Raw genomic sequence first — 25169 nt, 5'->3', positions numbered from 1 at the left:
CATGAGCACCATGACCCCTGCCGAGATCGTCTCGGAACTCGACAAGCACATCATCGGCCAGGCGAAGGCGAAGAAGGCCGTCGCGGTCGCGCTGCGCAACCGCTGGCGCCGCCAGCAGGTCGCCGACCCGCTGCGCCAGGAAATCACGCCCAAGAACATCCTGATGATCGGGCCGACGGGTGTCGGCAAGACGGAAATCGCACGCCGCCTCGCGAAGCTTGCGGATGCACCGTTCATCAAGATCGAAGCGACCAAGTTCACCGAAGTCGGCTACGTCGGCCGCGACGTCGACAGCATCGTGCGCGACCTGATCGAGATCTCGGTCAAGCAGACGCGCGAATCCGAGATGCGCAAGGTGCGCAGCAAGGCGACCGACCAGGCGGAAGACCGCATCCTCGACATCCTGCTGCCGCAACCGCGCGCGGTGGGCTTCGGCGGCAACGCCGAACACGCGAACGACGACAACAACGCGACGCGCCAGACGTTCCGCAAGCGCCTGCGCGAAGGCCAGCTCGACGACAAGGAAGTCGAGCTCGACCTCGAGCAGCCGTCGGCCGGCATGGACATCATGGCGCCGCCGGGGATGGAAGAGATGACCGAGCAGATCCGCTCGATGTTCTCGAACCTCGGCAGCGGCAAGAAGCAGCGCCGCAAGGTGAAGATCAAGGAAGCGCTGAAGCTGCTGACCGACGAGGAAGCGGCGAAGATGCTCAACGACGAGGAAGTGAAGACGAAGGCCGTGCAGAACGTCGAGCAGAACGGCATCGTGTTCCTCGACGAGATCGACAAGATCACGTCGCGCAACAACGAAGGCAGCGGCGGTGAAGTGTCGCGCCAGGGCGTGCAGCGCGACCTGCTGCCGCTCGTCGAAGGCACGACGGTCAACACGAAGTACGGGATGGTGAAGACCGATCACATCCTGTTCATCGCGAGCGGCGCTTTCCACCTCGCGAAGCCGAGCGACCTGATTCCCGAACTGCAGGGCCGCTTCCCGATCCGCGTCGAGCTCGACTCGCTGTCGGTGAACGATTTCGAAGCGATCCTCGTCGCGACCGACGCAAGCCTCGTCAAGCAGTACCAGGCGCTGCTCGCGACCGAAGACGTACAGCTCGAATTCGCCGACGACGGCATCCGCCGCCTCGCGGAGATTGCCTATTCGGTCAACGAGAAGACCGAGAACATCGGTGCGCGCCGGCTGTATACGGTGATCGAGAAGCTGCTCGAGGAAGTGTCGTTCTCGGCCGGCAACCACGCGGGCGAGCGCGTGACGATCGACGCGAAGTATGTCGACCGCGCGCTCGGCGAAGTGTCGCAGGACGAAGACCTGTCGCGCTACGTGCTGTAACGCGCGCGGCCTCGGATGAAAAACGGGCGGCCCCTTTTGTCGGGGGCCGCCCGTTTTCGTTGGTGCGCCGCTTACTGCCGCACCGGCTTCTTCGCGAGCTTGCGCTGCAGCGTGCGGCGGTGCATGTTCAGCGCACGCGCGGTCGCCGAAATATTGTTGTTGTTCTCGGCCAGCACGCGCTGGATGTGCTCCCATTCGAGCCGGTCGACCGACAGCACGACCGGATTCTCGAGCGCTTCGTCGGCCTGCACTTCGGTCGCGTTGGTCTGCAACGCGGCCAGGATCGACTCGACGTTCGCAGGCTTCGCGAGATAGTTGTCGGCGCCTTCCTTCACCGCCTGCACGGCAGTCGCGATGCTCGCGTAGCCGGTCAGCACCAGGATCCGCGCGTCGGGCTGCAGGTCGCACAGCGGCGCGATCAGGCTCAGGCCCGAATCCTCGCCGAGATGCAGGTCGACGGTGATGAACTGGAACTTGCCGCCCGCGGCGAGCCGCAGCGCCGCCTCCTTGTCGTGCGCCTGCTGGACCGCGTAACCGCGCCGCTCGAGGCCGCGCGCGAGCGTGCCCGCGAACACCTCGTTGTCGTCGATCACCAGGAAATTGTTCTCGCTCATGTGGTTTCTCCGTCTACGTGTTGGTTGAGGCGGCCGATGCCGCGACGCGCACGACCGGCAGCCGCAGCACGGCCCGCGTGCCGCGCGCGGCGGTCGTACCGGCCGGGCGGCTGTCCGGCGTGCCGGTCGTCCGTTCGGCGGCGCGCTGGCCCGCGCGCTGCGCCGATCCCGCCGCGGCGTGACCATTCGCCGCACTGCCGGCCCGCCCGTTGCCGCCCGCCGCGCGCGGCACGACATCGGACAGTTCGATCTCGCCGCCGAGCCGCGCGGCCGCGCTGAACGCGAGATAAAGGCCGACCCCGTGCCCGCCCTGCGTGCTGTCGACCGGCATCGCGCCGAGCGACTCGCGCAGCGAGGCCGGAATGCCGGGCCCGTCGTCGCATACCTCGAATTCGATCTGGTCGGCCGTGCCGGCGTGCGCGACCTTCGCCGCCAGCGTCACGCGCTGCGGGCTCGCGCGCGCGGCGTTGTCGAGCAGGATCGTCAGGATCTGGCCGGCCGCGACCGTGTCGTCGAGCGCGACGCCCGCCGGGCGCGCGCCGAGCAATTCGAACTGCACGTGCGGATGCCGCAGGCGCCAGTGCTCGACGAACGTGTCGAGCCAGTCGTCCACCGGCTGGCGGCTCGCGGGTGCGCTCGCGCGGCTGCGCAGGCGCGCGAGCGCCGACGTGCAGAGCGTCATCTGTTCCTCGAGCACCTTCAGGTCGGCCTCGTAGCGGGCCAGCCCCGGATCGTCGCGCGCGGCGTCGCGCAGCTCTTCGGCGAGCATCGCGATCGTCGACAGCGGCGTGCCCATCTCGTGCGCGACGGTGGCGGCCTGCACGCCGAGCGCGACCGCCCGCTCGTCGCGCAGCAGGTGCTGCTGCGCCTCGCCGAGCGCCGCGTCGCGCTGGCGCAGCGCATTCGACATGCGCGCGACGAACCACGCGATCAGCCCGACGCTGACCATGAAGTTCGCCCACATCCCGGTACGGTAGTAGTCGAACAGGTTCGCGGGATTGTCCATGTTGAGCGGCACCGAGTCGAAGCCGAGCGCCGCGTAGCACGCGACCGCGAACGCCGCGAGCCAGATCATCAGGTGCCACGGCAGCACGGCCGCCGCGATCGCGAGCGAAGGCAGGTACAGCGACACGAACGGATTGGTCGTGCCGCCCGACAGGAACAGCAGCGCGGACAGCGCGCCGAGGTCGACCCACAATTGGCCGAGCAGTTCGAAGTTGGTCTCGGGCCGCGCGCGCAGCACGCGCACCCAGGTCAGCGCGTTGAAAACGATTTCGAGCGCAATGACCATCAGCATCGCCGGCAACGGCAGATGCACGCCGAAATAGGTCTGCACGACGCCGATCGTCACGAGCTGGCCGATGATCGCGAGATTGCGGAGCCAGAACAGGTGACTGAGGTTGACGCGCCCGGTAGTGGTGATTCGTTGCATCCGAGCAGTTTACCCGTTTAGCGGGCGGCGCCTCTAGCGGGGCCGGATCGGGGCGCATTGAACGGGACGCCGCGTGTGCAGCCGATGCCGTCAGCCGGCCGCGCCGGCCATCCGCTGCGCGATCTCGTCGGCCAGGCACTCGGGACAGCGGCAGCGAGCGCCGGCCGCGGGCGGCGTACCGCCGGGCAAGACCGGCATCGACGCGCACCAGCATTCGAACGGCTGCGTGCGGGCGCCGCAGTCGAAGCTGCGCCCGCAGTGCGGGCACCGTGCACGGCGCGGGGCGGAACGGGCGTCGACGGCGGAATCGGTCATGGCGGAGCGCTCGAGCGGGCGGGAAGCCGCCCTACGCGACAAGCATAGCGCGGCGAACGGATTTTGCACGCCGGCCGACCGGCCGAGGGCCATCGCGAACGCTCGCGAACCGCCCCTGCGCCGACGCCCGCGCAGCGCTGCCCGTCGCGCGGCGCACATCGCGCCGCGCCATAGCCGGCGGGCCGCCGCGTGCGGTGCCCGGGCGCCGCCGCCGGTGGTCCGGCCCGGCCAAAAACCCGATGCTGCGCTGCGCCACTCCTGTACAATTCGCCGTGTTTCAACCGTTCCCAGCCAGAGCCGCCGCCATGTCCGAGCCCATCGACCTCTCGCAGATCGCCCCCACGCTGAAAGCAGAAATCCTCGCCGAGGCACTGCCGTACATTCGCCGTTACCACGGCAAGACCGTGGTCATCAAATACGGCGGCAACGCGATGACGGAAGAGCGGCTCAAGCAAGGCTTCGCGCGCGACGTGATCCTGCTGAAACTGGTCGGCATCAATCCGGTGATCGTCCACGGCGGCGGTCCGCAGATCGATCACGCACTGAAGAAGATCGGCAAGGCCGGCACCTTCATCCAGGGCATGCGCGTCACCGACGAAGAAACGATGGAAGTCGTCGAATGGGTGCTGGGCGGCGAAGTGCAGCAGGACATCGTGATGCTGATCAACCATTTCGGCGGCCACGCGGTGGGCCTGACGGGCAAGGACGGCGGCCTGATCCACGCGCGCAAGCTGCTGATGCCGGACCGCGACAACCCGGGCCAGTACATCGACATCGGCCAGGTCGGCGAAGTCGAGGCGATCAACCCGGCGGTCGTGAAGGCGCTGCAGGACGACGCGTTCATCCCGGTGATCTCGCCGATCGGCTTCGGTGAGGATGGCCTCTCCTACAACATCAACGCCGACCTCGTCGCGGGCAAGCTCGCCACCGTGCTGAACGCCGAGAAGCTGCTGATGATGACCAACATCCCGGGCGTGATGGACAAGGACGGCAACCTGCTGACCGATCTCTCCGCACGCGAGATCGACGCGCTGTTCGAAGACGGCACGATCTCCGGCGGCATGCTGCCGAAGATCTCGTCGGCGCTCGACGCCGCGAAGAGCGGCGTGAAGTCGGTGCACATCGTCGACGGCCGGATCGAGCACTCGGTACTGCTGGAAATCCTGACCGAGCAGCCGTTCGGCACGATGATCCGCTCGCATTGAGCAAGCGCAGCAAGACCGCCACACCCGACTTGCCGGCCCCGCTGCGGCGCCGGCGCGTGTCGCGCAGCCGGCCCCGCGCCGGCGCGCCGGTGTGGCTGTTCGATCTCGACAACACCCTTCACCACGCATCGCACGCGATCTTTCCCGAGATCAACCGCGCGATGACGCAGTACATCATCGATGCGCTGCAGGTCGAGCGCGCCGAAGCCGACCGCCTGCGCACCGGCTACACCGAGCGCTACGGCGCCGCGCTCCTCGGCCTCACGCGCCATCATCCGATCGACCCGCACGACTTCCTGCGCGTCGTCCACACGTTTTCCGACCTGCCGGCGATGGTGCGCGCCGAGCGCGGCCTCGCGCGCATCGTCGCCGCGCTGCCGGGCCGCAAGCTGATCCTGACCAACGCGCCGGAGAACTATGCGCGCGCGGTGCTGCGCGAGCTGCGCATCGAGCGGCTGTTCGAGCGCGTGATCGCGATCGAGCACATGCGCGACCGCCGCACGTGGCGCGCGAAGCCCGATCACACGATGCTGCGCCGGACGCTGCGCGCCGCCCATGCGCGCATGGCCGACACGATCCTCGTCGAAGATACGCGCGGCCACCTGAAGCGCTACAAGCGTCTCGGCATCGGCACGGTATGGATCACGGGGCACCTGCCGGGCCATCTGCCGGTTACCGGACGCCCCCACTATGTCGACCAGCGCATTCGTTCGTTAAAATCGCTGCGACTGGGCACACGATCGGGGCGACAAAAATGCAGCCGACTTACCCGCAGGACCAAGCCGTAAAGGAAGACCAGGCCACACCCACCCGCGCGCGCCCGAAACCGGGCGAGCGCCGCGTGATGATCCTGCAGACGCTCGCGGCAATGCTCGAGGCGCCGAAACCCGAGAAAATCACGACCGCCGCGCTCGCGGCCCGGCTCGACGTGTCGGAAGCCGCGCTGTACCGGCACTTCCCCAGCAAGGCGAAGATGTACGAAGGGCTGATCGAGTTCATCGAGCAGGCCCTCTTCGGGCTCGTCAACCAGATCGTCGCGAAAGAGCCGAACGGCGTGCAACAGGCACGCACGATCGCACTGACGATGCTCAATTTCGCCGCCAAGAACCCCGGCATGACACGCGTGCTGACCGGCGAGGCGCTGGTCGGCGAGGACGAACGGCTCACCGAGCGCGTGAACCAGCTGCTCGACCGCATCGAGGCGACCGTCAAGCAATGCCTGCGCGTCGCGCGCACCGAGGCGAACACGCCGCAGGACGGCGCGCTGCCGTTCGTGCTGCCGGCCGACTACGATCCTGCTGCCCGCGCGAGCCTGCTCGTCAGCTACGTGATCGGCCGATGGCACCGTTTCGCGAAGGGCGGGTTCCAGAAACCGCCGGGCGAGCAGGCCGATGCGCATCTGCGGCTGATCCTGCAGTGAGATGACGCGGGCGCGGCGGCCCCACCTCTGCGCCCGAATCCGCGCGCTGCAATTTCCGCTATACTTTGCCGACCGTCGCCCCTCGGGCGGCAGCCAGAAACGCGCCGATTTGCTGACTCGATTGCGGGCGCGCGAACCAGCCAGGGCCTTGATTCGTCGTCGCCCGGCGGTTCACTACAAATGCGGCTAAAGAGGTCGTCAGCCGCGCATCTCCGACTCCGCGCATCGCCGACACCATTTAGCTGCCCAGTCATAAGGCGGAACGAATGGAATCGATCGGCATCGTCGCTCCACAGACCATGCACTTCGCCGAACCGCTGCGCTTGCAAAGCGGCAGCGTGCTCGGCAACTATCAGCTCGTCGTCGAGACGTACGGCGAGCTCAACGCCGCGCGCTCGAACGCGGTGCTCGTCTGCCACGCGCTCAACGCGTCGCACCACGTCGCCGGCGTCTACGCGGACGATCCGCGCAGCACCGGCTGGTGGGACAACATGGTCGGCCCGGGCAAGCCGCTCGACACCAACCGCTTCTTCGTGATCGGCGTGAACAACCTCGGCTCGTGCTTCGGCTCGACCGGCCCGATGAGCGTCGACCCGTCCACCGGCAAGCCGTACGGCGCAAGCTTTCCGGTCGTCACCGTCGAGGACTGGGTGCACGCGCAGGCGCGCGTCGCGGATGCGTTCGGCATCGAGCGCTTCGCCGCCGTGATGGGCGGCAGTCTCGGCGGGATGCAGGCGCTCGCGTGGAGCCTGATGTATCCGGAGCGCGTCGCGCACTGTATCGACATCGCGTCGACGCCGAAGCTGTCCGCGCAGAACATCGCGTTCAACGAGGTCGCGCGCTCGGCGATCCTGTCCGATCCCGATTTCCACGGCGGCGACTACTACGCGCACGGCGTAAAGCCGAAGCGCGGCCTGCGCGTCGCGCGGATGATCGGCCACATCACGTACCTGTCCGACGACGACATGGCCGAGAAATTCGGCCGTGCGCTGCGCCGCGCCGACGGCGCGCTCGACGCGTACAACTTCAGCTTCGACGTCGAGTTCGAGGTCGAGTCGTACCTGCGCTACCAGGGCGACAAGTTCGCCGACTACTTCGACGCGAACACGTACCTGCTGATCACGCGCGCGCTCGACTACTTCGATCCGGCCAAGGCGTTCGACGGCAACCTGACGGCCGCGCTCGCGCACACGCAGGCGAAATACCTGATCGCGAGCTTCTCGACCGACTGGCGTTTCGCGCCCGCCCGCTCGCGCGAGATCGTGAAGGCGCTGCTCGACAACAAGCGCACGGTCAGCTACGCGGAAATCGACGCGCCGCACGGCCACGACGCGTTCCTGCTCGACGACGCGCGCTATCACAACCTGATCCGCGCGTATTACGAACGAATCGCCATCGAGGTGGGTGCATGAACCAGCAAGCGCTGAATTCCCTGTCCGCGCGCGCGGACTTCCGCACGATCGCACGCTGGGTCGAACCGCGCTCGACGGTGCTCGACCTCGGTTGCGGCGACGGCTCGCTGCTCGCGCTGCTGATGGAAGAACTGGACGTGACCGGCTACGGGATCGAGCTGAACGACGCGGGCGTGCTCGCGAGCGCGAAGAACGGCATCAACGTGATCCAGCAGAACCTGGAAGACGGCCTGCGCCTGTTCGAGGACCACAGCTTCGACATCGCGATCCTGTCGCAGACGTTGCAGACGATTCACCAGACGGCCGCGATCCTGCGCGAAACCGCGCGGGTCGGGCGCGAATGCATCGTGTCGTTCCCGAATTTCGGCTACTGGCCGCACCGGCTGTCGGTGCTGAACGGCCGGATGCCGGTGTCGAAGTCGCTGCCTTACCAGTGGCACAACACGCCGAACGTCCGGGTGCTGACGATCGAGGATTTCGAGGCGCTCGCGCCCGAAGTCGGCGTGACGATCCTCGACCGCGTGGTGCTGCACGAAGGCCAACCGATTCGATGGGGAGCGAACTGGCGTGGTAGTCTTGCTGTCTACCGCGTCAAGCGCAGCTGAGCCGGGGAGCCGTTGACGGACGCCGTCGGCGCGCCGCACGCACGTGCGGCGGCGCCGCTGCACGACCCGCGCCGCCGCCTGCGCTGCCGCCGCAATCAGTCAACGCTATCCAGTTCCAGCCCATGTCGAAAACGCCACACGAGGCGCCCGCCCTCACCGCTCACGAGGATCACCCCGGCTGGCGCGCCTACCTGAACACGCACATGCTGATCTGCGTGTTCCTCGGTTTCACGTCGGGTCTGCCCCTCTTCACGCTCGTCTACCTCGTGCAGGCATGGCTGCGCTCCGAGGGCGTGAACCTGAAGGAAATCGGCCTGTTCGCGCTGATCCAGTTCCCGTACACGTGGAAGTTCCTGTGGGCGCCGCTGATGGACCGCTACGTCCCGCGCCTGCCCGGCTGGCGGCCGGGCCGCCGGCGCGGCTGGCTGCTGCTCACGCAGCTGCTGGTCGCGGGCGCGATCGCCGCGCTCGGCTTCGTGTCGCCGCGCGACTCGATCTGGACGGTCGCCGCGCTCACCACGCTCGTCGCGTTCTTCGGTGCAAGCGCCGACATCGTGATCGACGCCTACCGCCGCGAGCTGCTGCGCGACACCGAGCAGGGCCTCGGCAACGCGATCCACGTAAATGCGTACAAGCTCGCCGCATTGATCCCCGGCTCGCTCGCGCTGATCCTGTCCGACCACCTGCCGTGGGACGTCGTGTTCGCGCTCACCGGCGCGTTCATGCTGCCGGGCATCCTGATGACGCTCGTCGTGCGCGAGCCCGAAGTGGTCGGCGCGCCGCCGCGCAACCTGCGCGACGCGATCGTGCTGCCGTTCCGTGAATTCATCCAGCGCGACGGCTGGGCCGGCGCGCTGCTCGTCATCGCGTTCATCTTCCTGTTCAAGATCGGCGACACGATGGCCACCACGCTGTCGACGTCGTTCTTCCTCGACATCGGCTTCTCGCGCACCGAGATCGGCATCGTCGCGAAGACCACCGCGCTCGTCGCGAGCGTGGCCGGCGGCATCATCGGCGGCGTCTGGCTCGTGAAGATCGGCATCGGTCGCGGGCTGTGGATCTTCGGCGCACTGCAGATGGTGTCGACGCTCGGCTTCGCGTGGCTCGCGCAACTCGGCCCCGGCTCGCCCGTGCTCGCGGTGCTCTACGACTTCACCGTATCGACGAGCCATGCAATCGCGTCGGTGCTGTCGGTGTTCGGCATGGCCGTCACGCCGCAATTCAGCCCGATGACTGTCGCGCTCGCGCTCGTCTACGGCGTCGAAACCTTCACCACCGGCCTGACGATGGCCGCGTTCGTCGCGTACATCGCGAGCACGACCGACCCGCGCTATACAGCCACGCAGTTCGCGCTGTTCACGAGCCTCGCGTCGGTGCCGCGCACGCTCGCGTCGGCCGCGAGCGGTTTCATCGTCGCGAAGATCGGCTGGTTCGACTACTTCATCGTGTGTACCGCGCTCGCGATTCCCGGCATGCTGCTGCTGTTCAAGATTGCGCCGTGGAACGGGACCGCACGCAACGGCGAGGCCAGCCGTGCGCAGTAACGGCCTGCATCGCCTCGCGCGCGTTGCGGCTTCGTTGAGCGTCGGTGCTGCGACGCTTGCCGCGGGGTTCGCCCATGCGACCGACGCCGGCACGTCCGCGGCCACCGCCGCGGGTTCCGCGCCGGCCGCGGCACCCGCTTCTCCGCCGGCGACTTCGCCTCCCGCCGCCCCGTCCCAGCCGGCGGCCGCCGCCGAACCCGCGCAGCCGACCGGCGGCGCCGCGTCGACGAAGGCTTATGCGCAGACGCCGCAGCAGGTCCGTTACGGCGACGCCATTGCGTTTCGCACGCTGATTCCGTCGCCGCTGCTCGAGCAGCTCACCGCGAACGAATACGCGCAGATCGTGCAGGCCGCCGCCGACAGCAATCGCCTGCTGCCCGCAAACCAGCCGCGCGTGAAGCGCCTGCGTACGATCGTCGCGAAGCTCGCGCCGTATTCGGTGAAATGGAACGACCGCGTGAAGAGCTGGGCGTGGGACGTCAACGCGATCCGCTCGCGCGACATTCGCCTGACCTGCCTGCCGGGCGGCAAGGTGCTCGTATACGGCGGCCTGCTCGATCGTGTCCGCCTGAACGACGACGAGCTCGGCGTGCTGCTCGCGCACGGCATTGCGCATGCGCTGCGCGAACACGCGCGCAGCAACTTCAGCGCGACCTCGCAGACGTCGCTGCGCGCGGCCGCGTTGCCGCCGCTGTTCGGCGTCGGCGAGCCGCTGCCGCAGGCACTGAACCTCGGCGAACGCCTGCAGTCGCTCCACTACGACCCGACCGACGAGACCGAAGCCGACGTGATCGGCGGCGACATCGCCGCCCGTGCGGGCTTCGATCCGCGCGCGGCGATCACGTTGTGGGACAAGCTCGCGGTCGCGACACGCGGCAACAAGGCAACGGGCTTCATCTACACGCACCCGTACAGCACCGCCCGCCGCCAGGACCTGCTGAACCGCCTGCCGGATCTCATGCCGCTGTACGCGAAGGCCGTAGGCAAGCGCGTCGACACACTGCCCGATTACGCGGGCATCAGCGCGCAGCGTCGCAAGGTCGTGCGGCGCTGAGGATGCGGCAGCGCTACACGTCGCTTCCCCACGCGTGGCACTGCCGCTGCGCGCCGCCGTTCGCTCAGGTCGTCAGGTCGATCTCCGCCCGATCGCCGACCGGCCGCGCGCCGCTTTCGCGCATCCAGCGCACCTCGTCACCCGGGCTGCGGCCGAACAGCCGCTTGAACTCGCGGCTGAACTGCGACGCGCTCGCATAGCCGACGCGCGCGGCCGCCGCACCGGCGCCGACCCCGTCCTGCACCATCATCAACCGTGCCTGGTGCAGCCGGGCGGCCTTCACGTACTGCATCGGCGACGTCGCCGTCACGTGCTTGAACTGCGCGTGGAACACCGCGAGGCTCATGCCGGCCTCGCGCGCGAGCGTCTCGACGTCGAGGTCGGCCTTCAGGTCCGCATGGATGCGCCGCAGCGCCTTCGCGATGCGGCCGAAGTGATGCTGCTGAACGAGCGCCGCGCGGATCGCGTCGCCCTGCTCGCCCGTCAGCACCCGATACGCGATCTCGCGCATGATCGCGGGGCCCAGCACGCGCGTGTCGTGCGGCGACGCGAGCGCTTCGAGCAGTCGCAGCACGGCATCCGCCAGCGGCGCGTCGAGCGGCGTCGAATCCACGCCGAGCGGCTCGCTGACGGGCGCGCCGAGCGTCTCGTCGAGCAGGATCGCGAGCTCGGCGATCACTGCGAGATCCACGCGGATCGAGATCGCGAGAAACGGTTCGTCATGGCTCGCGAAGGTCTCGCATTCGAACGGCAGCGGCACCGACAGCACGAGATACTGCTGCGCGTCGTAGACGAACGAGCGCTCGCCGAGATAGCCGAGCTTGCGCCCCTGGCATACGACGACGATGCTCGGCTCGTACAACACGGGCATGCGCGGCGCCGGACGGCTCACGCGGATGAAGCGCACGCCGTCGAGCGCCGCGAGCGTGTCGCCCTCGTTCGGCGCGAGGCGCGTATGCAGCTCGACCATGCGGCGCTGCACACGGTCGCCCGTGTCGGTGAAAAGGGGCTCGAAGCTCATCTGCGTGGTCCTGTCCGGCAAGAGAATCTGGCTCGCAATGTAGCACCTTGAACGTGTTTTGACGGCTGTTTGCACGCAGTTCGAGAGGAATAGGCAAATCTTCCAGACCTTCGGGTATTTCACTGCGGCGCCGCGCTCCTTACGATGACGTCCTGCCTCGCCGCATCGCCACATGATGCGACGGCAGTCTGTTTCGCCGGATGCTTTCCGGACAAGGAGCCCATCGCATGAGCACTACCTATGCCTACGCGGCGACCGATTCGCGCTCGCCGCTCGCCCCGTTCGAATTCCAGCGTCGCGCGCTGCGCGACCTCGACGTCCAGATCGACGTCCTCTACTGCGGCGTCTGCCACTCGGACCTGCACCAGGCCCGCAACGAATGGCGCAACACGATCTATCCGGTCGTGCCGGGCCATGAAATCGTCGGCCGCGTGACCGCGACCGGCCCGGACGTGACGCGCTTCAAGGTCGGCGAGCTGGTCGGCGTCGGCTGCCTCGTCGATTCGTGCCGCACCTGCGCGAGCTGCGAAGAAGGCCTCGAGCAATATTGCGAAAACGGCTTCGTCGGCACCTACAACGGCCAGGATCGCGTGACGGGCGACATCACGTTCGGCGGCTATTCGACGCAGCTCGTCGTCGACGAGGCGTTCGTGCTGCGCGTGCCCGAGACGCTCGACCCGGCCGGCGCCGCGCCGCTGCTGTGCGCGGGGATCACGACCTACTCGCCGCTGCGGCAGTGGAACGTCGGCCCCGGCAAGAAGGTCGGCATCGTCGGGCTCGGCGGCCTCGGCCACATGGGCGTGAAACTGGCGCGCGCGATGGGGGCACACGTCGTGCTGTTCACCACGTCGCCGTCGAAGATCGAGGACGGCAAGCGGCTCGGCGCGCACGAAGTCGTGATCTCGAAGGACGAGGCGCAGATGAACGCGCACCTGAACAGCTTCGACTTCATCCTGAACACGGTCGCCGCGCAGCACGACCTGAACCCGTTCCTGCACCTGCTCAAGCGCGACGGCACGATGACGCTGGTCGGCGCGCCGGAGCACGACCATCCGTCGCCGCAGGTGTTCAACCTGATCTTCAAGCGCCGCCGCCTCGCGGGCTCGCTGATCGGCGGGATCGCGGAAACGCAGGAAATGCTCGACTTCTGCGCGGAGCACGGGATCACGTCGGATATCGAAACGATTCCGATGCAGCAGATCAACGCGGCCTACGAGCGGATGCTGAAGAGCGACGTGAAGTACCGGTTCGTGATCGACATGGCGTCGCTCAAGCAGTAAGCGCCGAAGGCGACACGCACGATCGCCGCCCCAAACGAAACGGGCCGCATGTTCGACATGCGGCCCGTTTTCGCCTCCGGCTGCTGCGCGCGCGGCGCAGCGCGGAACGTCACTTCTTGTAGTCGTAGTCCACCGTCAGCGGTGCATGGTCGCTGAACTTGATGTCCTTGAAGATCGACGTGCTTTTCGCGGTGCCGGCCACGCCCGGCGTCGCGATCTGGTAATCGATCCGCCACCCGACGTTCTTCGCATACGCCTGGCCGCGGTTGCTCCACCATGTGTACTGCTCCGGGCGCTGATCGAGCGTGCGGAACACGTCGACGTAGCCGACGTCGTCGAACAGCTTCGTGAGCCACTCGCGCTCTTCCGGCAGGCAGCCCGAGTTCTTCTGGTTGCTCTTCCAGTTCTTGATGTCGATTTCCTTGTGGACGATGTTCACGTCGCCGCACAGGATCACCTCGCGCTTTTTCTTCAGTTCGGCGAGGTGCGGCATGAACTCGTCCATGAAGCGGTACTTCGCCTGCTGGCGCTCTTCGCCGCTCGAGCCGGACGGCACGTACACCGACACGACCGACAGCTTGCCGTAGCGCGCCTCGACATAGCGCCCTTCGGCATCGAATTCGCTGCTGCCGAAGCCGATGATCACGTCATCGGGCTCGCGGCGGCTGTACACGCCCGCGCCGCTGTAGCCCTTCTTCTCGGCATGGTGGAAATAGCTCTTGAAGCCGTGCGGCTCGACGAATTCGGCCGGCAGGTCGTCGGCCGAGACCTTGATTTCCTGCACGCACACGCAATCGGCGTTCTGTTCGCCGAGCCACTCGAAGAAGCCCTTCTTCGCGGCGGAGCGGATGCCGTTCAGGTTGGCGGTAATCACTCGCATCATGTCGGATTCCGTTCAGTTCGATGTTTTTCAGGGGGCAGCTTAGCGGATCTTCACGCCTTCGAGCTCGGGCTTCGGCGGCGGGAATTCCAGCTTCATGTCGGTCATCGTGCGCAGCAGCAGCTCGGCGATCATCACGTTGCGGTGCGTCTTCGAGTTCGCCGGGATCACGTACCACGGCGCATGCTCGGCGGACGTCGCGGCAAGCGCGTCACGGTAGGCGGACTGGTACGCGTCCCAGTGCTTGCGCGCGTCGAGATCGGAGATGTCGAACTTCCAGTGCTTGGTCGGATCGTCGATGCGCGCCTGCAGCCGTGCGCGCTGCTCGTCCTTCGAGATGTGCAGGAAGCACTTGATGATCGTCGTGCCGTTCTCGACCAGCATCGTCTCGAAATCGCGGATCTGCCGGTAGCGGCGCTCGCATTCCTTCGTGTCGATCAGGTCGAGCACGCGCGGCACGAGCACGTCCTCATAGTGGCTGCGGTTGAAGATCGCGAGCTCGCCCGCGGCCGGCACCTGCGCATGCACGCGCCACAGGAAGTCGTGCGCGGCCTCGATCGGCGTGGGCGCCTTGAACGACACGACGCGCAGGCCGAGCGGATCGACCTCGCGGAACACCGCACGCACGGTGCCGTCCTTGCCGCTGGTATCCATCCCCTGCAGCACGAGCAGCACGCGCTTCTTCTGCTGCGTGTGCAGGCGCTCCTGCTGCACGTCGAGCTCGGTCGACACGGCCGACAGCCGCGCGCGGTCGTCGTCCTTCGAACCGGACGAGAACGGCTTCGCGGCCGGGTCGAACGCATCGAGCTTGAATGCTGCGGCTTCCTTCTCGCGCGTGCTGTACGGCACGCGGAAATCGTCGAGCGACGGTTGTTTCGCCATTCGTTCCTCCGTTGGACGCTGTGGTGCATACGATAACGCATCCACCAAACGCAACGGGCCGCCCCGATCCGGTTCGGGGCGGCCCGTCGTCATGCGCGGTTCAGGCGCGCGGTCATGCTCAGCCGAGCTTCTTCTTCAGCAGTTCGTTGACCTGCTGCGGATTGGCCTTGCCCTTCGTCGCCTTCATTGCCTGGCCGATCAGCGCGTTGAACGCCTTTTCCTTGCCCGCGCGGAATTCCTCGACCGACTTCGCGTTCGCCGCGAGCACCTCGTCGATGATCGCTTCCAGCGCGCCGGTATCGGAGATCTGCTTCAGCCCCTTCGCGTCGATGATGCGATCGGCCGCGCCTTCGTCGTCGGCCTTCTCGTCCCAGATCGTCGTGAAGATTTCCTTCGCGATCTTGTTCGAGATCGTGCCGTCGGCGATGCGCTGCAGCACGAGCGCGAGCTGCGCGGCCGATACCGGAATCGCGTCGATTTCGATGCCGTCGCGGTTCAGCTGCGACGAGACGTCGCCCATCAGCCAGTTCGCGGCGATCTTCGCGTTCGCGGTGCCGGCCTTCGCGACCACGGCCTCGAAGTACGCGGCCATCGCCTTGCTCGACGTCAGCACGCCGGCGTCGTACGCGGACACGCCGTATTCGTCGGCGAAACGCTGCTGCATCGCGGCCGGCAGCTCGGGCATCCCGGACTGCACGCGCTCGATCCAGTCCTGGCCGATCACGAGCGGCATCAGGTCGGGGTCGGGGAAATAGCGGTAGTCGTGCGCGTCTTCCTTGCTGCGCATCGAACGCGTCTCGCGCTTGTCCGGATCGTAGAGGCGCGTTTCCTGCACGACTTCGCCGCCGTCCTCGATCAGTTCGATCTGGCGACGCACTTCGTAGTTGATCGCTTCCTCGAGGAACCGGAACGAGTTCAGGTTCTTGATTTCCGCACGCGTGCCGAACTTCTCCTGGCCGACCGGGCGCACCGACACGTTCGCGTCGCAGCGGAACGAGCCTTCCTGCATGTTGCCGTCGCAGATGCCGAGCCACACGACGAGCCCGTGCAGCGCCTTCGCGTAGGCCACGGCCTCGGCCGCGCTGCGCATTTCCGGCTCGGTGACGATTTCGAGCAGCGGCGTGCCCGCGCGGTTCAGGTCGATCCCCGTCATCCCGGCGAAGTCTTCATGCAGCGACTTGCCCGCATCTTCCTCGAGGTGCGCGCGGGTCAGGTTGATCGTCTTTTCGTACGCTTCCTTGCCGGCCTTTTCGTTGGCAGGCACCTGGATCGTGATCTGGCCGCCCTGCACGACCGGAATCTCGTACTGGCTGATCTGATAGCCCTTCGGCAGATCGGGGTAGAAATAATTCTTGCGCGCGAAGATGCTGCGCGGCGCGATGGTCGAGCCGATCGCGAGGCCGAAGCGGATCGCGCGTTCGACCGCGCCGCGGTTCAGCACCGGCAGCACGCCCGGCAGCGCCAGGTCGACCGGGCAGGCCTGCGTGTTCGGCTCGGCGCCGAACTGCGTCGACGCGCCCGAGAAAATCTTCGAGACGGTCGACAACTGCGCGTGCGTCTCGAGACCAATAACGACTTCCCACTGAGTAGCCATGTGCTTACACCCCTGCCGGAACTTGCTTGTGCCAGTCGGTCGCGCGCTGGAACGCGTCGGCGACCTGCAGCATCCGGGCTTCGTTGAAATAGTTGCCGATGATCTGCAGGCCGACCGGGCGCTTCGCATTCGCGCCCGCGCCGAAGCCGCACGGCACGCTCATGCCGGGCAGGCCGGCGAGGCTCACCGACAGCGTGTAGATATCCGCGAGATACATCTGCACCGGATCGTCGCCCTTCGAGCCGAGATCCCATGCGACCGTCGGCGACGCCGGGCCCATGATCACGTCGCAAGACTTGAACGCTTCCTGGAAATCGTTCGCGATGATGCGGCGGATCTTCTGCGCCTGCAGGTAGTACGCGTCGTAGTAGCCGTGCGACAGCACGTACGTGCCGACCAGGATCCGGCGCTTCACTTCAGGCCCGAAGCCTTCCGCGCGCGACTTCTTGTACATGTCGAGCAGGTCGCCGTACTGCGCGGCGCGGTGGCCGAAGCGCACGCCGTCGAATCGCGACAGGTTCGACGACGCCTCCGCCGGCGCGATCACGTAGTACACGGGAATCGACAGTTCCGTCTTCGGCAGCGACACCGGCACGAGCGTCGCGCCGAGCGCTTCGTATTGCTTGAGCGCCGCGTCGATCGCCGCGCGCACGTCGTCGGCGAGGCCATCGCCGAAATACTCGTTCGGCAGGCCGATGCGCAGGCCCGCGAGCGGCTTGCCCGCATCGTTGCCGGCCGCCCACGGCTGGCCGAGGTGGCGCGTGAAATCCTCGTCGTCACGCTCGAGGCTCGTCGAGTCGCGCTCGTCGAAGCCGACCATTCCGTTCAGCAGCAGCGCGCAGTCGGACGCGCTCTGCGCCATCGGGCCGCCCTGGTCAAGCGACGACGCGAACGCGATCATCCCGTAGCGCGACACGCGGCCGTAGGTCGGCTTGATGCCCGTCACGCCCGCGAACGACGCGGGCTGGCGGATCGAGCCGCCGGTGTCGGTGCCGGTCGCGGCCGGCGCGAGGCGCGCGGCCACCGCGGCCGAGCTGCCGCCCGAGCTGCCGCCCGGCACCGCGTTCGTGTCCCACGGGTTCTTCACCGCGCCGAACGCCGAATTCTCGTTGGACGAGCCCATCGCGAACTCGTCCATGTTGGTCTTGCCGAGCGTGACCATGCCGGCCGCCTGCAGGCGGGCGACGACGGTCGCGTCGAACGGGCTCTCGTAATTCGCGAGCATCTTCGAGCCGGCGGTCGAGCGCCAGCCGCGCGTGACGAAGACATCCTTGTGCGCGATCGGCAGGCCGGTGAGCGCGCCGCCCGCGCCGCGCGCGAGCTCGGCATCGGCGGCTTTCGCCTGCGCGAGGGTGAGATCGGCGTCGACGTGGACGAACGCGTTCAGGTCGCGCGCGGCTTCGATCCGTTTCAGGTAGAGCTGCGCGAGCTCGACGGCCGAGCATTCCTTGGCGGCGAGCGCGGCGCGCAGTTCGGTCAGGCTTTTTGCGTGCATTGAGTGGTTTTCCTGGGAATTCTGGGTGGCGCGCGGCGCAGAGGCGGCGGCGCGCTTGTCATCGAATGCTTACTCGATCACCTTCGGCACGAGATAGAGGCCGTCCTGGACGGCCGGCGCCGGACGCTGGTTGTCGTCGCGATTGACGGCTTCCGTCACGGCGTCGTCGCGCAGGCGCTGCGCGACTGCCTGGATCTGTTCGATCGGGTGGGCGAGCGGCGCGATGCCGGCGGTGTCGACCGCCTGCATCTGCTCGACGAGGCCGAAGAGTTCATTGAGCTGGCCGAGCATGTGCTCGGCGTCGGCGTCGGCCATTTCGAGTCGCGCCAGGTGCGCGATGCGTTTCACATCGGTCAGGGTCAGGGCCATGCGATCACCGGAAAAACAAGGCTGCGCAGCGCATCGAAAGCAGCGCTGCGGCGGGGGGTTGGAGGGTGCGATCCCACCCTCAAAAATCGGGGCCGAAGCGGCAAAAATACCGCCCGTTTCGATTCAAATACCGTGAAATTATAAGGTATCATTACGCGTTCGACCCAAACCCGGCAGCCTTTTCCCGCACCGTTTCGCCCCGCTTCGGCAGGCCGTGCGTGCATCGTGCGATCCCCGGTAGACATCACTCGCAGCTTCGTGCGCCGCGGCGGCCGCTTCCGCCACGCTTCCCGAGGCTGTTATTTTTTCCGCTGCCGCCCTCAGCGCTCGCTATGCAGGGCCGGCCCAGAGCGAAACAGGATTCTGAATGTTCGGTTTTTTGCGCAGCTACTTCTCCAACGATCTCGCGATCGACCTCGGCACCGCAAACACCCTGATCTACATGCGCGGCAAGGGCATCGTGCTCGATGAGCCCTCCGTCGTGTCGATCCGCCAGGAAGGCGGCCCCAACGGCAAGAAGACCATCCAGGCAGTCGGCAAGGAAGCCAAGCAGATGCTCGGCAAGGTGCCGGGCAACATCGAGGCGATCCGCCCGATGAAGGACGGCGTGATCGCCGACTTCACCGTCACCGAGCAGATGATCAAGCAGTTCATCAAGACGGCCCACGAGTCGCGCATGTTCTCGCCGTCGCCGCGGATCATCATCTGCGTGCCGTGCGGCTCGACCCAGGTCGAGCGCCGCGCGATCAAGGAAGCCGCGCACGGCGCCGGCGCCTCGCAGGTCTACCTGATCGAAGAGCCGATGGCCGCTGCGATCGGCGCGGGCCTGCCGGTGTCGGAAGCCACCGGCTCGATGGTCGTCGACATCGGCGGCGGCACGACGGAAGTCGGCGTGATCTCGCTCGGCGGCATCGTGTACAAGGGCTCGGTGCGCGTCGGCGGCGACAAGTTCGACGAAGCGATCGTCAACTACATCCGCCGCAACTACGGGATGCTGATCGGCGAACAGACCGCCGAGGCGATCAAGAAGGAAATCGGCTCCGCGTTCCCGGGCTCCGAAGTCAAGGAAATGGAAGTGAAGGGCCGCAACCTGTCGGAAGGCATTCCGCGCAGCTTCACGATCTCCAGCAACGAAATCCTCGAAGCGCTGACCGATCCGCTGAACCAGATCGTGTCGTCGGTGAAGATCGCGCTCGAACAGACGCCGCCGGAACTCGGCGCCGACATCGCCGAACGCGGGATGATGCTGACGGGCGGCGGCGCACTGCTGCGCGACCTCGATCGCCTGCTCGCGGAAGAAACCGGCCTGCCGGTGCTCGTCGCGGAAGATCCGCTCACCTGCGTCGTGCGTGGTTCGGGCATGGCGCTCGAGCGCATGGACAAGCTGGGCAGCATCTTCTCGTACGAGTGATCGTCCAGGCAGTTCCCTGACATGACGCAACCGCGGCGTGGCCGGCTCGCTCGTTTAGAACGAACCGCCGCGCCGTTTGCGCGTCTGAGCATCATTTAACCGATCATTCGCGCCCGGCGCCGACCATGGAATACAGTCCGCCGCCCCTCTTCAAGCAAGGTCCGCCCGCGCTCGCGCGGCTCATCTTCTTCGTTGCCCTCGCCATCGCGCTCCTCGTCTCGGACGCGCGCTTCAGCACGCTCGAAATCGTCCGCGGCGTGCTCGGCACCGTGCTCTATCCGCTGCAGCGCGCCGCGCTCGTGCCGCGCGACCTGTTCATGGGCGCGGCCGACATCGCCGTCACCGGCGCATCGCTGCGCCACGAGAACGACGACCTCCGCAAGCGCAACCTGCAGCTGTCCACGCAAGCCAACCAGGCCGCCGTGCTCACGCAGGAGAACGCGCACCTGCGCGCGGTGCTCGAGCTGCGCCAGCACATCGCGACGCAATCGACGCCGGCTGAGATCCAGTACGACACGAGCGACCCGTTCACGCAGAAGATCGTGATCGGCCAGGGGTCGCAGCAGGGCATCCAGAACGGCGCGCCCGTCGTCAGCGAGAACGGCGTGGTCGGCCAGGTCACGCGCGTGTTCCCGCTGCAGTCCGAAGTCACGCTGGTCACCGACCGCGATCTCGCCATTCCCGTGCAGGTGCTGCGCACCGGCCTGCGCAGCGTGATCTACGGCACGCCGAAGGGCGATTCGCTCGATTTGCGCTTCGTGCCGACCAGCGCGGATCTCGTCGTCGGCGACGAGCTCGTCACGAGCGGCCTCGACGGCGTCTACCCGCCCGGCCTGCCGGTCGCGAAGGTCGTGCGCGTCGACAAGCTCGCGGATACGGCATTCGCACGCGTGACCTGCGCGCCGATCGCCGCCGTGCGCGGCGCGCGCCAGATGCTCGTGCTGCATTACCAGAACGACATCCCGCCGCGCCCGGCCGAGCCCGATCCGGCCGCCGACAAGAACGCGAAGGGCAAGAAAGGCGCGAAAGCCGCAGCCAAGGGCGAAAAGAGCGAGAAGGCTGACGCGAACGCGAAGCCGGCCGCCGCGGCCCAGCCCGGCGCGAAGCCCGCGCCTGCGGCACCGGCCGCGCCGGCCAAGCCCGCCGCCACGCCCGCGAAGCCCGCGGCCGGGCAATCAGGAGCCCAGCGATGAATCGCCCGCAATACATCCTGCAGCCGGTCAATCCGTACTTCATCGTCTTCAGCCTCGCCGCCGCGTTCCTGCTGAACCTGATGCCGTGGGGCCGCCTGCCCGGCGTGCCCGACTTCGTCGCGCTCGTGCTGCTGTTCTGGAACATCCACCAGCCGCGCAAGGTCGGGATGGGCGTCGCATTCGCGCTCGGCATCCTGATGGACGTGCATGACGCGGGGCTGCTCGGCGAGCATGCGCTCGCCTATACGCTGCTGTCGTACGGCGCGATCACGATCCACCGCCGCGTGCTGTGGATGCCGATCGGCGTGCAGGTGCTGTACGTCACGCCGCTCCTGGTCGTCGCGCAGCTCGTGCCGTTCGTGATCCGCCTCGTGATGGGCGCCGCGTTCCCGGGCTGGCGCTACCTGGTGGACGGCTTCGTCGAAGCCGCGCTGTGGCCGATCGCGAGCCACCTGCTGCTGATGCCGCAACGCCGCCCGGTCGATCCGGACGATACGCGCCCCATCTGAGCCAGGGGCCTGCCTTGAATACCCGCCGCCTCCACGCCCGCCGCGCGCCGCGCTCCGGGGCGGCACCTCGCCCGCGCCCGCACGGCGTGCGCGTGTCAGATCGCTCCTAACCGCATGACCGAATTCAACGACACCCAACAGCAGCTCTCGAAGTTCCGCCTGCGCGTCGCGGCGGCGGGCGTGTTCGTGTTCGTCTGCTTCGGGCTGCTCGCGAGCCGCTTCTTCTACCTGCAGTTGATGCAGCACGGCAAATACGCGCTGCAGGCCGAGGAAAACCGCATCTCCGTTGCGCCGATCGTGCCGAACCGCGGGATCATCACCGACCGCAACGGCGTGATCCTCGCGAAGAACTATTCGGCCTATACCCTCGAGATCACGCCGTCGAAGCTCGACGACACGCTCGACAACACGATCGACAAGCTGTCCGAGATCATCCCGATCGACGCGCGCGACCGCCGCCGCTTCAAGAAGCTGCAGGAAGACTCGAAGAACTTCGAGAGCCTGCCGATCCGCACCCGCCTCACCGACGCCGAAGTCGCGCGCTTCACCGCGCAGCGCTTCCGCTTCCCCGGTGTCGACGTGCGCGCACGGCTGTTCCGGCAATATCCGCTCGGCACGACGGCCGCGCACGTGATCGGCTACATCGGCCGGATCTCGAAGCGCGACCAGGATCGCATCGACGCGATGAGCGACGACAACGACAGCGATCAGGAAAACTACGATCCGCGCCGCGACGCGAACAACTACAAGGGCACCGACTACATCGGCAAGATCGGCGTCGAGCAGAGCTACGAGACCGAGCTGCACGGGCTGACGGGCTTCGAGGAAGTCGAGGTGACGGCCGGCGGCCGGCCCGTGCGCACGCTGTCGCGCACGCAGGCGACGCCCGGCAACAACCTCGTGCTGTCGCTCGACATCGGGCTGCAGCAGGTGGCCGAGCAGGCGTTCGCCGGCAAGCGCGGCGCGCTGGTCGCGATCGAGCCGAAGACGGGCGACGTGCTCGCGTTCGTGTCGTCGCCGAGCTTCGACCCGAACTCGTTCGTCGACGGCATCGACCAGCAGACCTGGGACGAGCTGAACAACTCGACCGACAAGCCGCTCCTGAACCGCCCGCTGCACGGCACCTACCCGCCCGGCTCGACGTACAAGCCGTTCATGGCGCTCGCCGGCCTGACGCTCGGCAAGCGCACGCCGGGCTGGGGCTTCCAGGATCCCGGCTACTTCACGTTCGGCGGCCACACGTTCCGCAACGACGTGCGCTCGGGCCAGGGCTGGGTCGACATGAACAAGGCGATCATGGTGTCGAACGACACCTACTTCTACATGCTCGCGCGCGACCTCGGCGTGAACTCGATCGCGAACTTCATGAAGCCGTTCGGCTTTGGCCAGATCACCGGGATCGACATCCAGGGCGAGGCGCGCGGGATCCTGCCGTCGACCGACTGGAAGAAGAAAGCGTTCAAGAAGGCCGCGCAGCAGAAGTGGTTCGACGGCGAGACGATCAGCCTCGGGATCGGCCAGGGCTACAACTCGTTCACGATCCTGCAGCTCGCGCACGCGACCGCGACGCTCGCGAACAACGGTGTCGTGATGAAGCCTCACCTCGTGAAGGAAGTCGAGGATCCGATCACGCGCGGGCGCCGCCTGACCGTGCCGAAGGAAAGCGAAACGATCCCGCTCAAGCAGGCCGACATCGACGTCGTGAAGCGCGGGATGGAGAACGTGATCGAGAACCCGTCCGGCACCGCGTACAAGGTGTTCCGCGGCGCGCCGTACCTCGCCGCCGGCAAGACCGGTACCGCGCAGGTGTTCTCGCTGCAAGGCTCCAACTACAAGGGCCACCTGCTCGCCGAGCACCTGCGCGACCACGCGCTGTTCATCGCGTACGCGCCGGTCGACCATCCGCAGATCGCCGTCGCGCTGGTCGTCGAGAACGGCGGCTGGGGTGCGCAGGCCGCCGGCCCGATCGCGCGCCGCGTGCTCGACTTCTACCTCGTCGACCGCCAGAACCCGCAGAACGAGGCCGCGGCCGTGGCTGCCGCGGCGTCCGCGACCGAACCCATCAACGCGCCGGTGATCGGCGACGCGAACAAGCCGGCTGCCGTCGCGGCCGGCTTTACCGCGCTGCCGCAGCCGGTCGTGCCGAGCGCGGCCAGCGCGGCGGAAGCGGCATCGGCCGCGGCCGCGTCCGAAGCTGCGGCTGCCGCCAGCGCCAGCGCTGCCCCGCCGGCCAACGCCAGTGCCGCTGCGCCGCGGGCCGCGAGCCTGCCGCCGATCCGGCGCCCGCACCGGCCACGCCGGCCCGCCAGCGATGCGCAGCCGCTCGTCGCCACGCCGCGCGACGACAATCACCGTGCAACGGCCCCCGCGAAAGCGGCGGACGCCGGCACCGCTCATTAACGGAGAAAGGCATGCAATTCGACAAGCGCGCCTGGCTCGACAAGATCAAGCAGATGTTCGCGGGCTTCGACCGCCCGCTCGCCCTCATCGTGTTCCTGCTGCTGTGCGTCGGCATCGTCACGCTGTACAGCGCGGCGATCGACATGCCGGGCCGCGTCGAGGACCAGTTGCGCAACATCCTGCTGACGTTCGTGCTGATGTGGGTGATCGCCAACATCCCGCCCACGACGCTGATGCGCTTCGCGGTCCCGCTCTACACGTTCGGGGTCGCGCTACTGGTCGCCGTCGCGCTGTTCGGGATGACCAAGAAGGGCGCGAAGCGCTGGCTGAACGTCGGCGTCGTGATCCAGCCGTCGGAAATCCTCAAGATCGCGACACCGCTGATGCTCGCGTGGTACTACCAGCGCCGCGAAGGCGGGCTGCGCTGGTACGACTTCATCGCCGCGTTCGGGATCCTGCTGGTGCCGGTCGGGCTGATCGCGAAGCAGCCCGACCTCGGCACGGGCCTGCTCGTGTTCGCGGCCGGCTTCTTCGTGATCTACCTCGCCGGCCTGTCGTTCAAGCTGATCGTGCCGGTGCTCGTCGCGGGCGTGATCGCGGTAGGCTCGATCGCCGTGTTCGAAGAGCGCATCTGCCAGCCCGAAGTGCAGTGGCCGCTGATGCACGATTACCAGAAGCACCGCGTGTGTACGCTGCTCGACCCGACTTCCGACCCGCTCGGCAAGGGCTTCCACACGATCCAGGCCGTGATCGCGATCGGCTCGGGCGGCGTGCTCGGCAAGGGCTACCTGAAAGGCACGCAGGCTCACCTCGAATTCATTCCGGAGAAGCACACCGACTTCATCTTCGCGGTGTTCTCCGAGGAATGGGGGCTCGTCGGCGGGCTCGTGCTGCTGACGCTGTACATGGCGCTGATCGCGCGCGGCCTCTATATCGCCGCGCAGGGCGCGACGCTGTTCGGCCGCCTGCTCGCGGGCTCGCTCACGCTTGCGTTCTTCGTCTATGCGTTCGTCAACATCGGGATGGTGAGCGGCGTGCTGCCGGTCGTCGGCGTGCCGCTGCCGTTCATGAGTTATGGCGGCACCGCGCTCACGACACTCGGCATCGCGATCGGGATGATCATGAGCGTCGGGCGGCAGCGGCGGTTGATGAAGAGCTGACCGCGCGGCACGCACCGCATAAAGAAAAA

General features: G+C 67.3%; 23 protein-coding genes. 14 read left to right on the top strand and 9 right to left on the bottom strand.

What is annotated here, in order from left to right:
- The first annotated feature begins 1 nt into the window (after position 1).
- A complete protein-coding gene (gene hslU, locus CFB34_RS24605; protein ID WP_039353843.1) occupies positions 2 to 1345 on the top strand; it encodes an ATP-dependent protease ATPase subunit HslU in 1344 nt (447 codons plus the stop codon).
- Between the two features lie 71 nt (positions 1346 to 1416).
- Here hslU and CFB34_RS24600 read toward each other — a convergent pair whose 3' ends face one another.
- The 3 genes from CFB34_RS24600 to CFB34_RS24590 all read right to left on the bottom strand — a co-directional run bounded on the left by CFB34_RS24600 (position 1417) and on the right by CFB34_RS24590 (position 3706).
- Positions 1417 to 1959 (bottom strand): response regulator transcription factor, encoded by a 543-nt coding sequence (locus CFB34_RS24600; RefSeq protein WP_021156278.1) that lies wholly within the window; start codon positions 1957 to 1959, stop codon positions 1417 to 1419.
- Between the two features lie 13 nt (positions 1960 to 1972).
- A complete protein-coding gene (locus tag CFB34_RS24595; RefSeq protein WP_089441255.1) occupies positions 1973 to 3391 on the bottom strand; it encodes an ATP-binding protein in 1419 nt (472 codons plus the stop codon).
- 90 nt (positions 3392 to 3481) lie between these two features.
- Positions 3482 to 3706, bottom strand: a complete 225-nt coding sequence (locus CFB34_RS24590; RefSeq protein ID WP_089441256.1) for a cysteine-rich CWC family protein — start codon at positions 3704 to 3706, stop codon at positions 3482 to 3484.
- A gap of 305 nt (positions 3707 to 4011) precedes the next feature.
- Between CFB34_RS24590 and argB the strand changes: the two genes are divergently transcribed.
- From argB to CFB34_RS24555, 7 genes are all read left to right on the top strand, one after another.
- Positions 4012 to 4911, top strand: coding sequence for an acetylglutamate kinase (argB, locus tag CFB34_RS24585; RefSeq protein WP_006490510.1), 900 nt, complete (start codon positions 4012 to 4014; stop codon positions 4909 to 4911).
- Positions 4908 to 5699: a pyrimidine 5'-nucleotidase gene (locus tag CFB34_RS24580; protein WP_089441257.1), complete on the top strand. Its 792-nt coding sequence runs from the start codon at positions 4908 to 4910 to the stop codon at positions 5697 to 5699. Before argB ends, CFB34_RS24580 begins: the two co-directional genes overlap by 4 nt.
- Complete coding sequence (gene slmA / locus CFB34_RS24575) at positions 5666 to 6331, top strand: nucleoid occlusion factor SlmA (RefSeq protein ID WP_089441258.1); 666 nt, start codon at positions 5666 to 5668, stop codon at positions 6329 to 6331. Before CFB34_RS24580 ends, slmA begins: the two co-directional genes overlap by 34 nt.
- 266 nt (positions 6332 to 6597) lie before the next feature.
- Complete coding sequence (locus tag CFB34_RS24570) at positions 6598 to 7743, top strand: homoserine O-acetyltransferase (protein WP_089441259.1); 1146 nt, start codon at positions 6598 to 6600, stop codon at positions 7741 to 7743.
- Positions 7740 to 8348, top strand: coding sequence for a methionine biosynthesis protein MetW (gene metW / locus CFB34_RS24565; protein ID WP_006755281.1), 609 nt, complete (start codon positions 7740 to 7742; stop codon positions 8346 to 8348). Before CFB34_RS24570 ends, metW begins: the two co-directional genes overlap by 4 nt.
- Positions 8349 to 8470: 122 nt before the next feature.
- The gene (locus tag CFB34_RS24560) at positions 8471 to 9892 is read left to right on the top strand and encodes an AmpG family muropeptide MFS transporter (RefSeq protein ID WP_089441260.1); all 1422 of its coding nucleotides are present in this window, start codon (positions 8471 to 8473) and stop codon (positions 9890 to 9892) included.
- The gene (locus tag CFB34_RS24555; RefSeq protein WP_089441261.1) at positions 9882 to 10946 is read left to right on the top strand and encodes a M48 family metallopeptidase; all 1065 of its coding nucleotides are present in this window, start codon (positions 9882 to 9884) and stop codon (positions 10944 to 10946) included. Before CFB34_RS24560 ends, CFB34_RS24555 begins: the two co-directional genes overlap by 11 nt.
- A gap of 64 nt (positions 10947 to 11010) precedes the next feature.
- Here the strand turns inward: CFB34_RS24555 and CFB34_RS24550 are convergent, their stop codons facing one another.
- A complete protein-coding gene (locus CFB34_RS24550; protein WP_089441262.1) occupies positions 11011 to 11967 on the bottom strand; it encodes an AraC family transcriptional regulator in 957 nt (318 codons plus the stop codon).
- A 227-nt stretch (positions 11968 to 12194) separates the two neighbouring features.
- Between CFB34_RS24550 and CFB34_RS24545 the strand changes: the two genes are divergently transcribed.
- The gene (locus tag CFB34_RS24545) at positions 12195 to 13247 is read left to right on the top strand and encodes an NAD(P)-dependent alcohol dehydrogenase (RefSeq protein ID WP_089441263.1); all 1053 of its coding nucleotides are present in this window, start codon (positions 12195 to 12197) and stop codon (positions 13245 to 13247) included.
- A 109-nt stretch (positions 13248 to 13356) separates the two neighbouring features.
- On the opposite strand, the gene CFB34_RS24540 is transcribed toward CFB34_RS24545, so the two are convergent.
- The 5 genes from CFB34_RS24540 to gatC form a co-directional block, all read right to left on the bottom strand.
- Positions 13357 to 14130 carry an exodeoxyribonuclease III gene (locus tag CFB34_RS24540; protein ID WP_089441264.1) on the bottom strand — a complete coding sequence of 258 codons (774 nt, stop codon included), beginning with the start codon at positions 14128 to 14130 and terminating at the stop codon, positions 13357 to 13359.
- 39 nt (positions 14131 to 14169) lie between these two features.
- Positions 14170 to 15009, bottom strand: a complete 840-nt coding sequence (locus tag CFB34_RS24535; protein ID WP_089441265.1) for a polyphosphate kinase 2 family protein — start codon at positions 15007 to 15009, stop codon at positions 14170 to 14172.
- 118 nt (positions 15010 to 15127) lie between these two features.
- The gene (gatB, locus tag CFB34_RS24530; protein ID WP_089441266.1) at positions 15128 to 16603 is read right to left on the bottom strand and encodes an Asp-tRNA(Asn)/Glu-tRNA(Gln) amidotransferase subunit GatB; all 1476 of its coding nucleotides are present in this window, start codon (positions 16601 to 16603) and stop codon (positions 15128 to 15130) included.
- A gap of 4 nt (positions 16604 to 16607) precedes the next feature.
- Positions 16608 to 18098 (bottom strand): Asp-tRNA(Asn)/Glu-tRNA(Gln) amidotransferase subunit GatA, encoded by a 1491-nt coding sequence (gene gatA / locus CFB34_RS24525; protein ID WP_089441267.1) that lies wholly within the window; start codon positions 18096 to 18098, stop codon positions 16608 to 16610.
- A gap of 69 nt (positions 18099 to 18167) precedes the next feature.
- Complete coding sequence (gatC, locus tag CFB34_RS24520) at positions 18168 to 18467, bottom strand: Asp-tRNA(Asn)/Glu-tRNA(Gln) amidotransferase subunit GatC (RefSeq protein ID WP_089441268.1); 300 nt, start codon at positions 18465 to 18467, stop codon at positions 18168 to 18170.
- A 367-nt stretch (positions 18468 to 18834) separates the two neighbouring features.
- Between gatC and CFB34_RS24515 the strand changes: the two genes are divergently transcribed.
- The 5 genes from CFB34_RS24515 (at position 18835) to rodA (ending at position 25140) form a co-directional block, all read left to right on the top strand.
- Complete coding sequence (locus CFB34_RS24515; protein ID WP_004189550.1) at positions 18835 to 19878, top strand: rod shape-determining protein; 1044 nt, start codon at positions 18835 to 18837, stop codon at positions 19876 to 19878.
- 125 nt (positions 19879 to 20003) lie between these two features.
- Positions 20004 to 21071 carry a rod shape-determining protein MreC gene (gene mreC, locus CFB34_RS24510; protein WP_089441269.1) on the top strand — a complete coding sequence of 356 codons (1068 nt, stop codon included), beginning with the start codon at positions 20004 to 20006 and terminating at the stop codon, positions 21069 to 21071.
- Positions 21068 to 21580 (top strand): rod shape-determining protein MreD, encoded by a 513-nt coding sequence (gene mreD, locus CFB34_RS24505; protein ID WP_009687274.1) that lies wholly within the window; start codon positions 21068 to 21070, stop codon positions 21578 to 21580. The genes mreC and mreD overlap by 4 nt, the downstream gene beginning before the upstream one ends.
- A 114-nt stretch (positions 21581 to 21694) precedes the next feature.
- The gene (gene mrdA / locus CFB34_RS24500) at positions 21695 to 23980 is read left to right on the top strand and encodes a penicillin-binding protein 2 (RefSeq protein WP_089441270.1); all 2286 of its coding nucleotides are present in this window, start codon (positions 21695 to 21697) and stop codon (positions 23978 to 23980) included.
- Between the two features lie 11 nt (positions 23981 to 23991).
- Positions 23992 to 25140, top strand: a complete 1149-nt coding sequence (rodA, locus tag CFB34_RS24495; RefSeq protein WP_039353786.1) for a rod shape-determining protein RodA — start codon at positions 23992 to 23994, stop codon at positions 25138 to 25140.
- Positions 25141 to 25169: the final 29 nt, after the last annotated feature.

It is taken from the genome of Burkholderia sp. HI4860, assembly GCF_002223045.2.
Lineage (GTDB): Bacteria > Pseudomonadota > Gammaproteobacteria > Burkholderiales > Burkholderiaceae > Burkholderia.
Note: the sequence above shows the minus strand (reverse complement) of the source record. Positions and strands in the feature narration are given on the sequence as shown.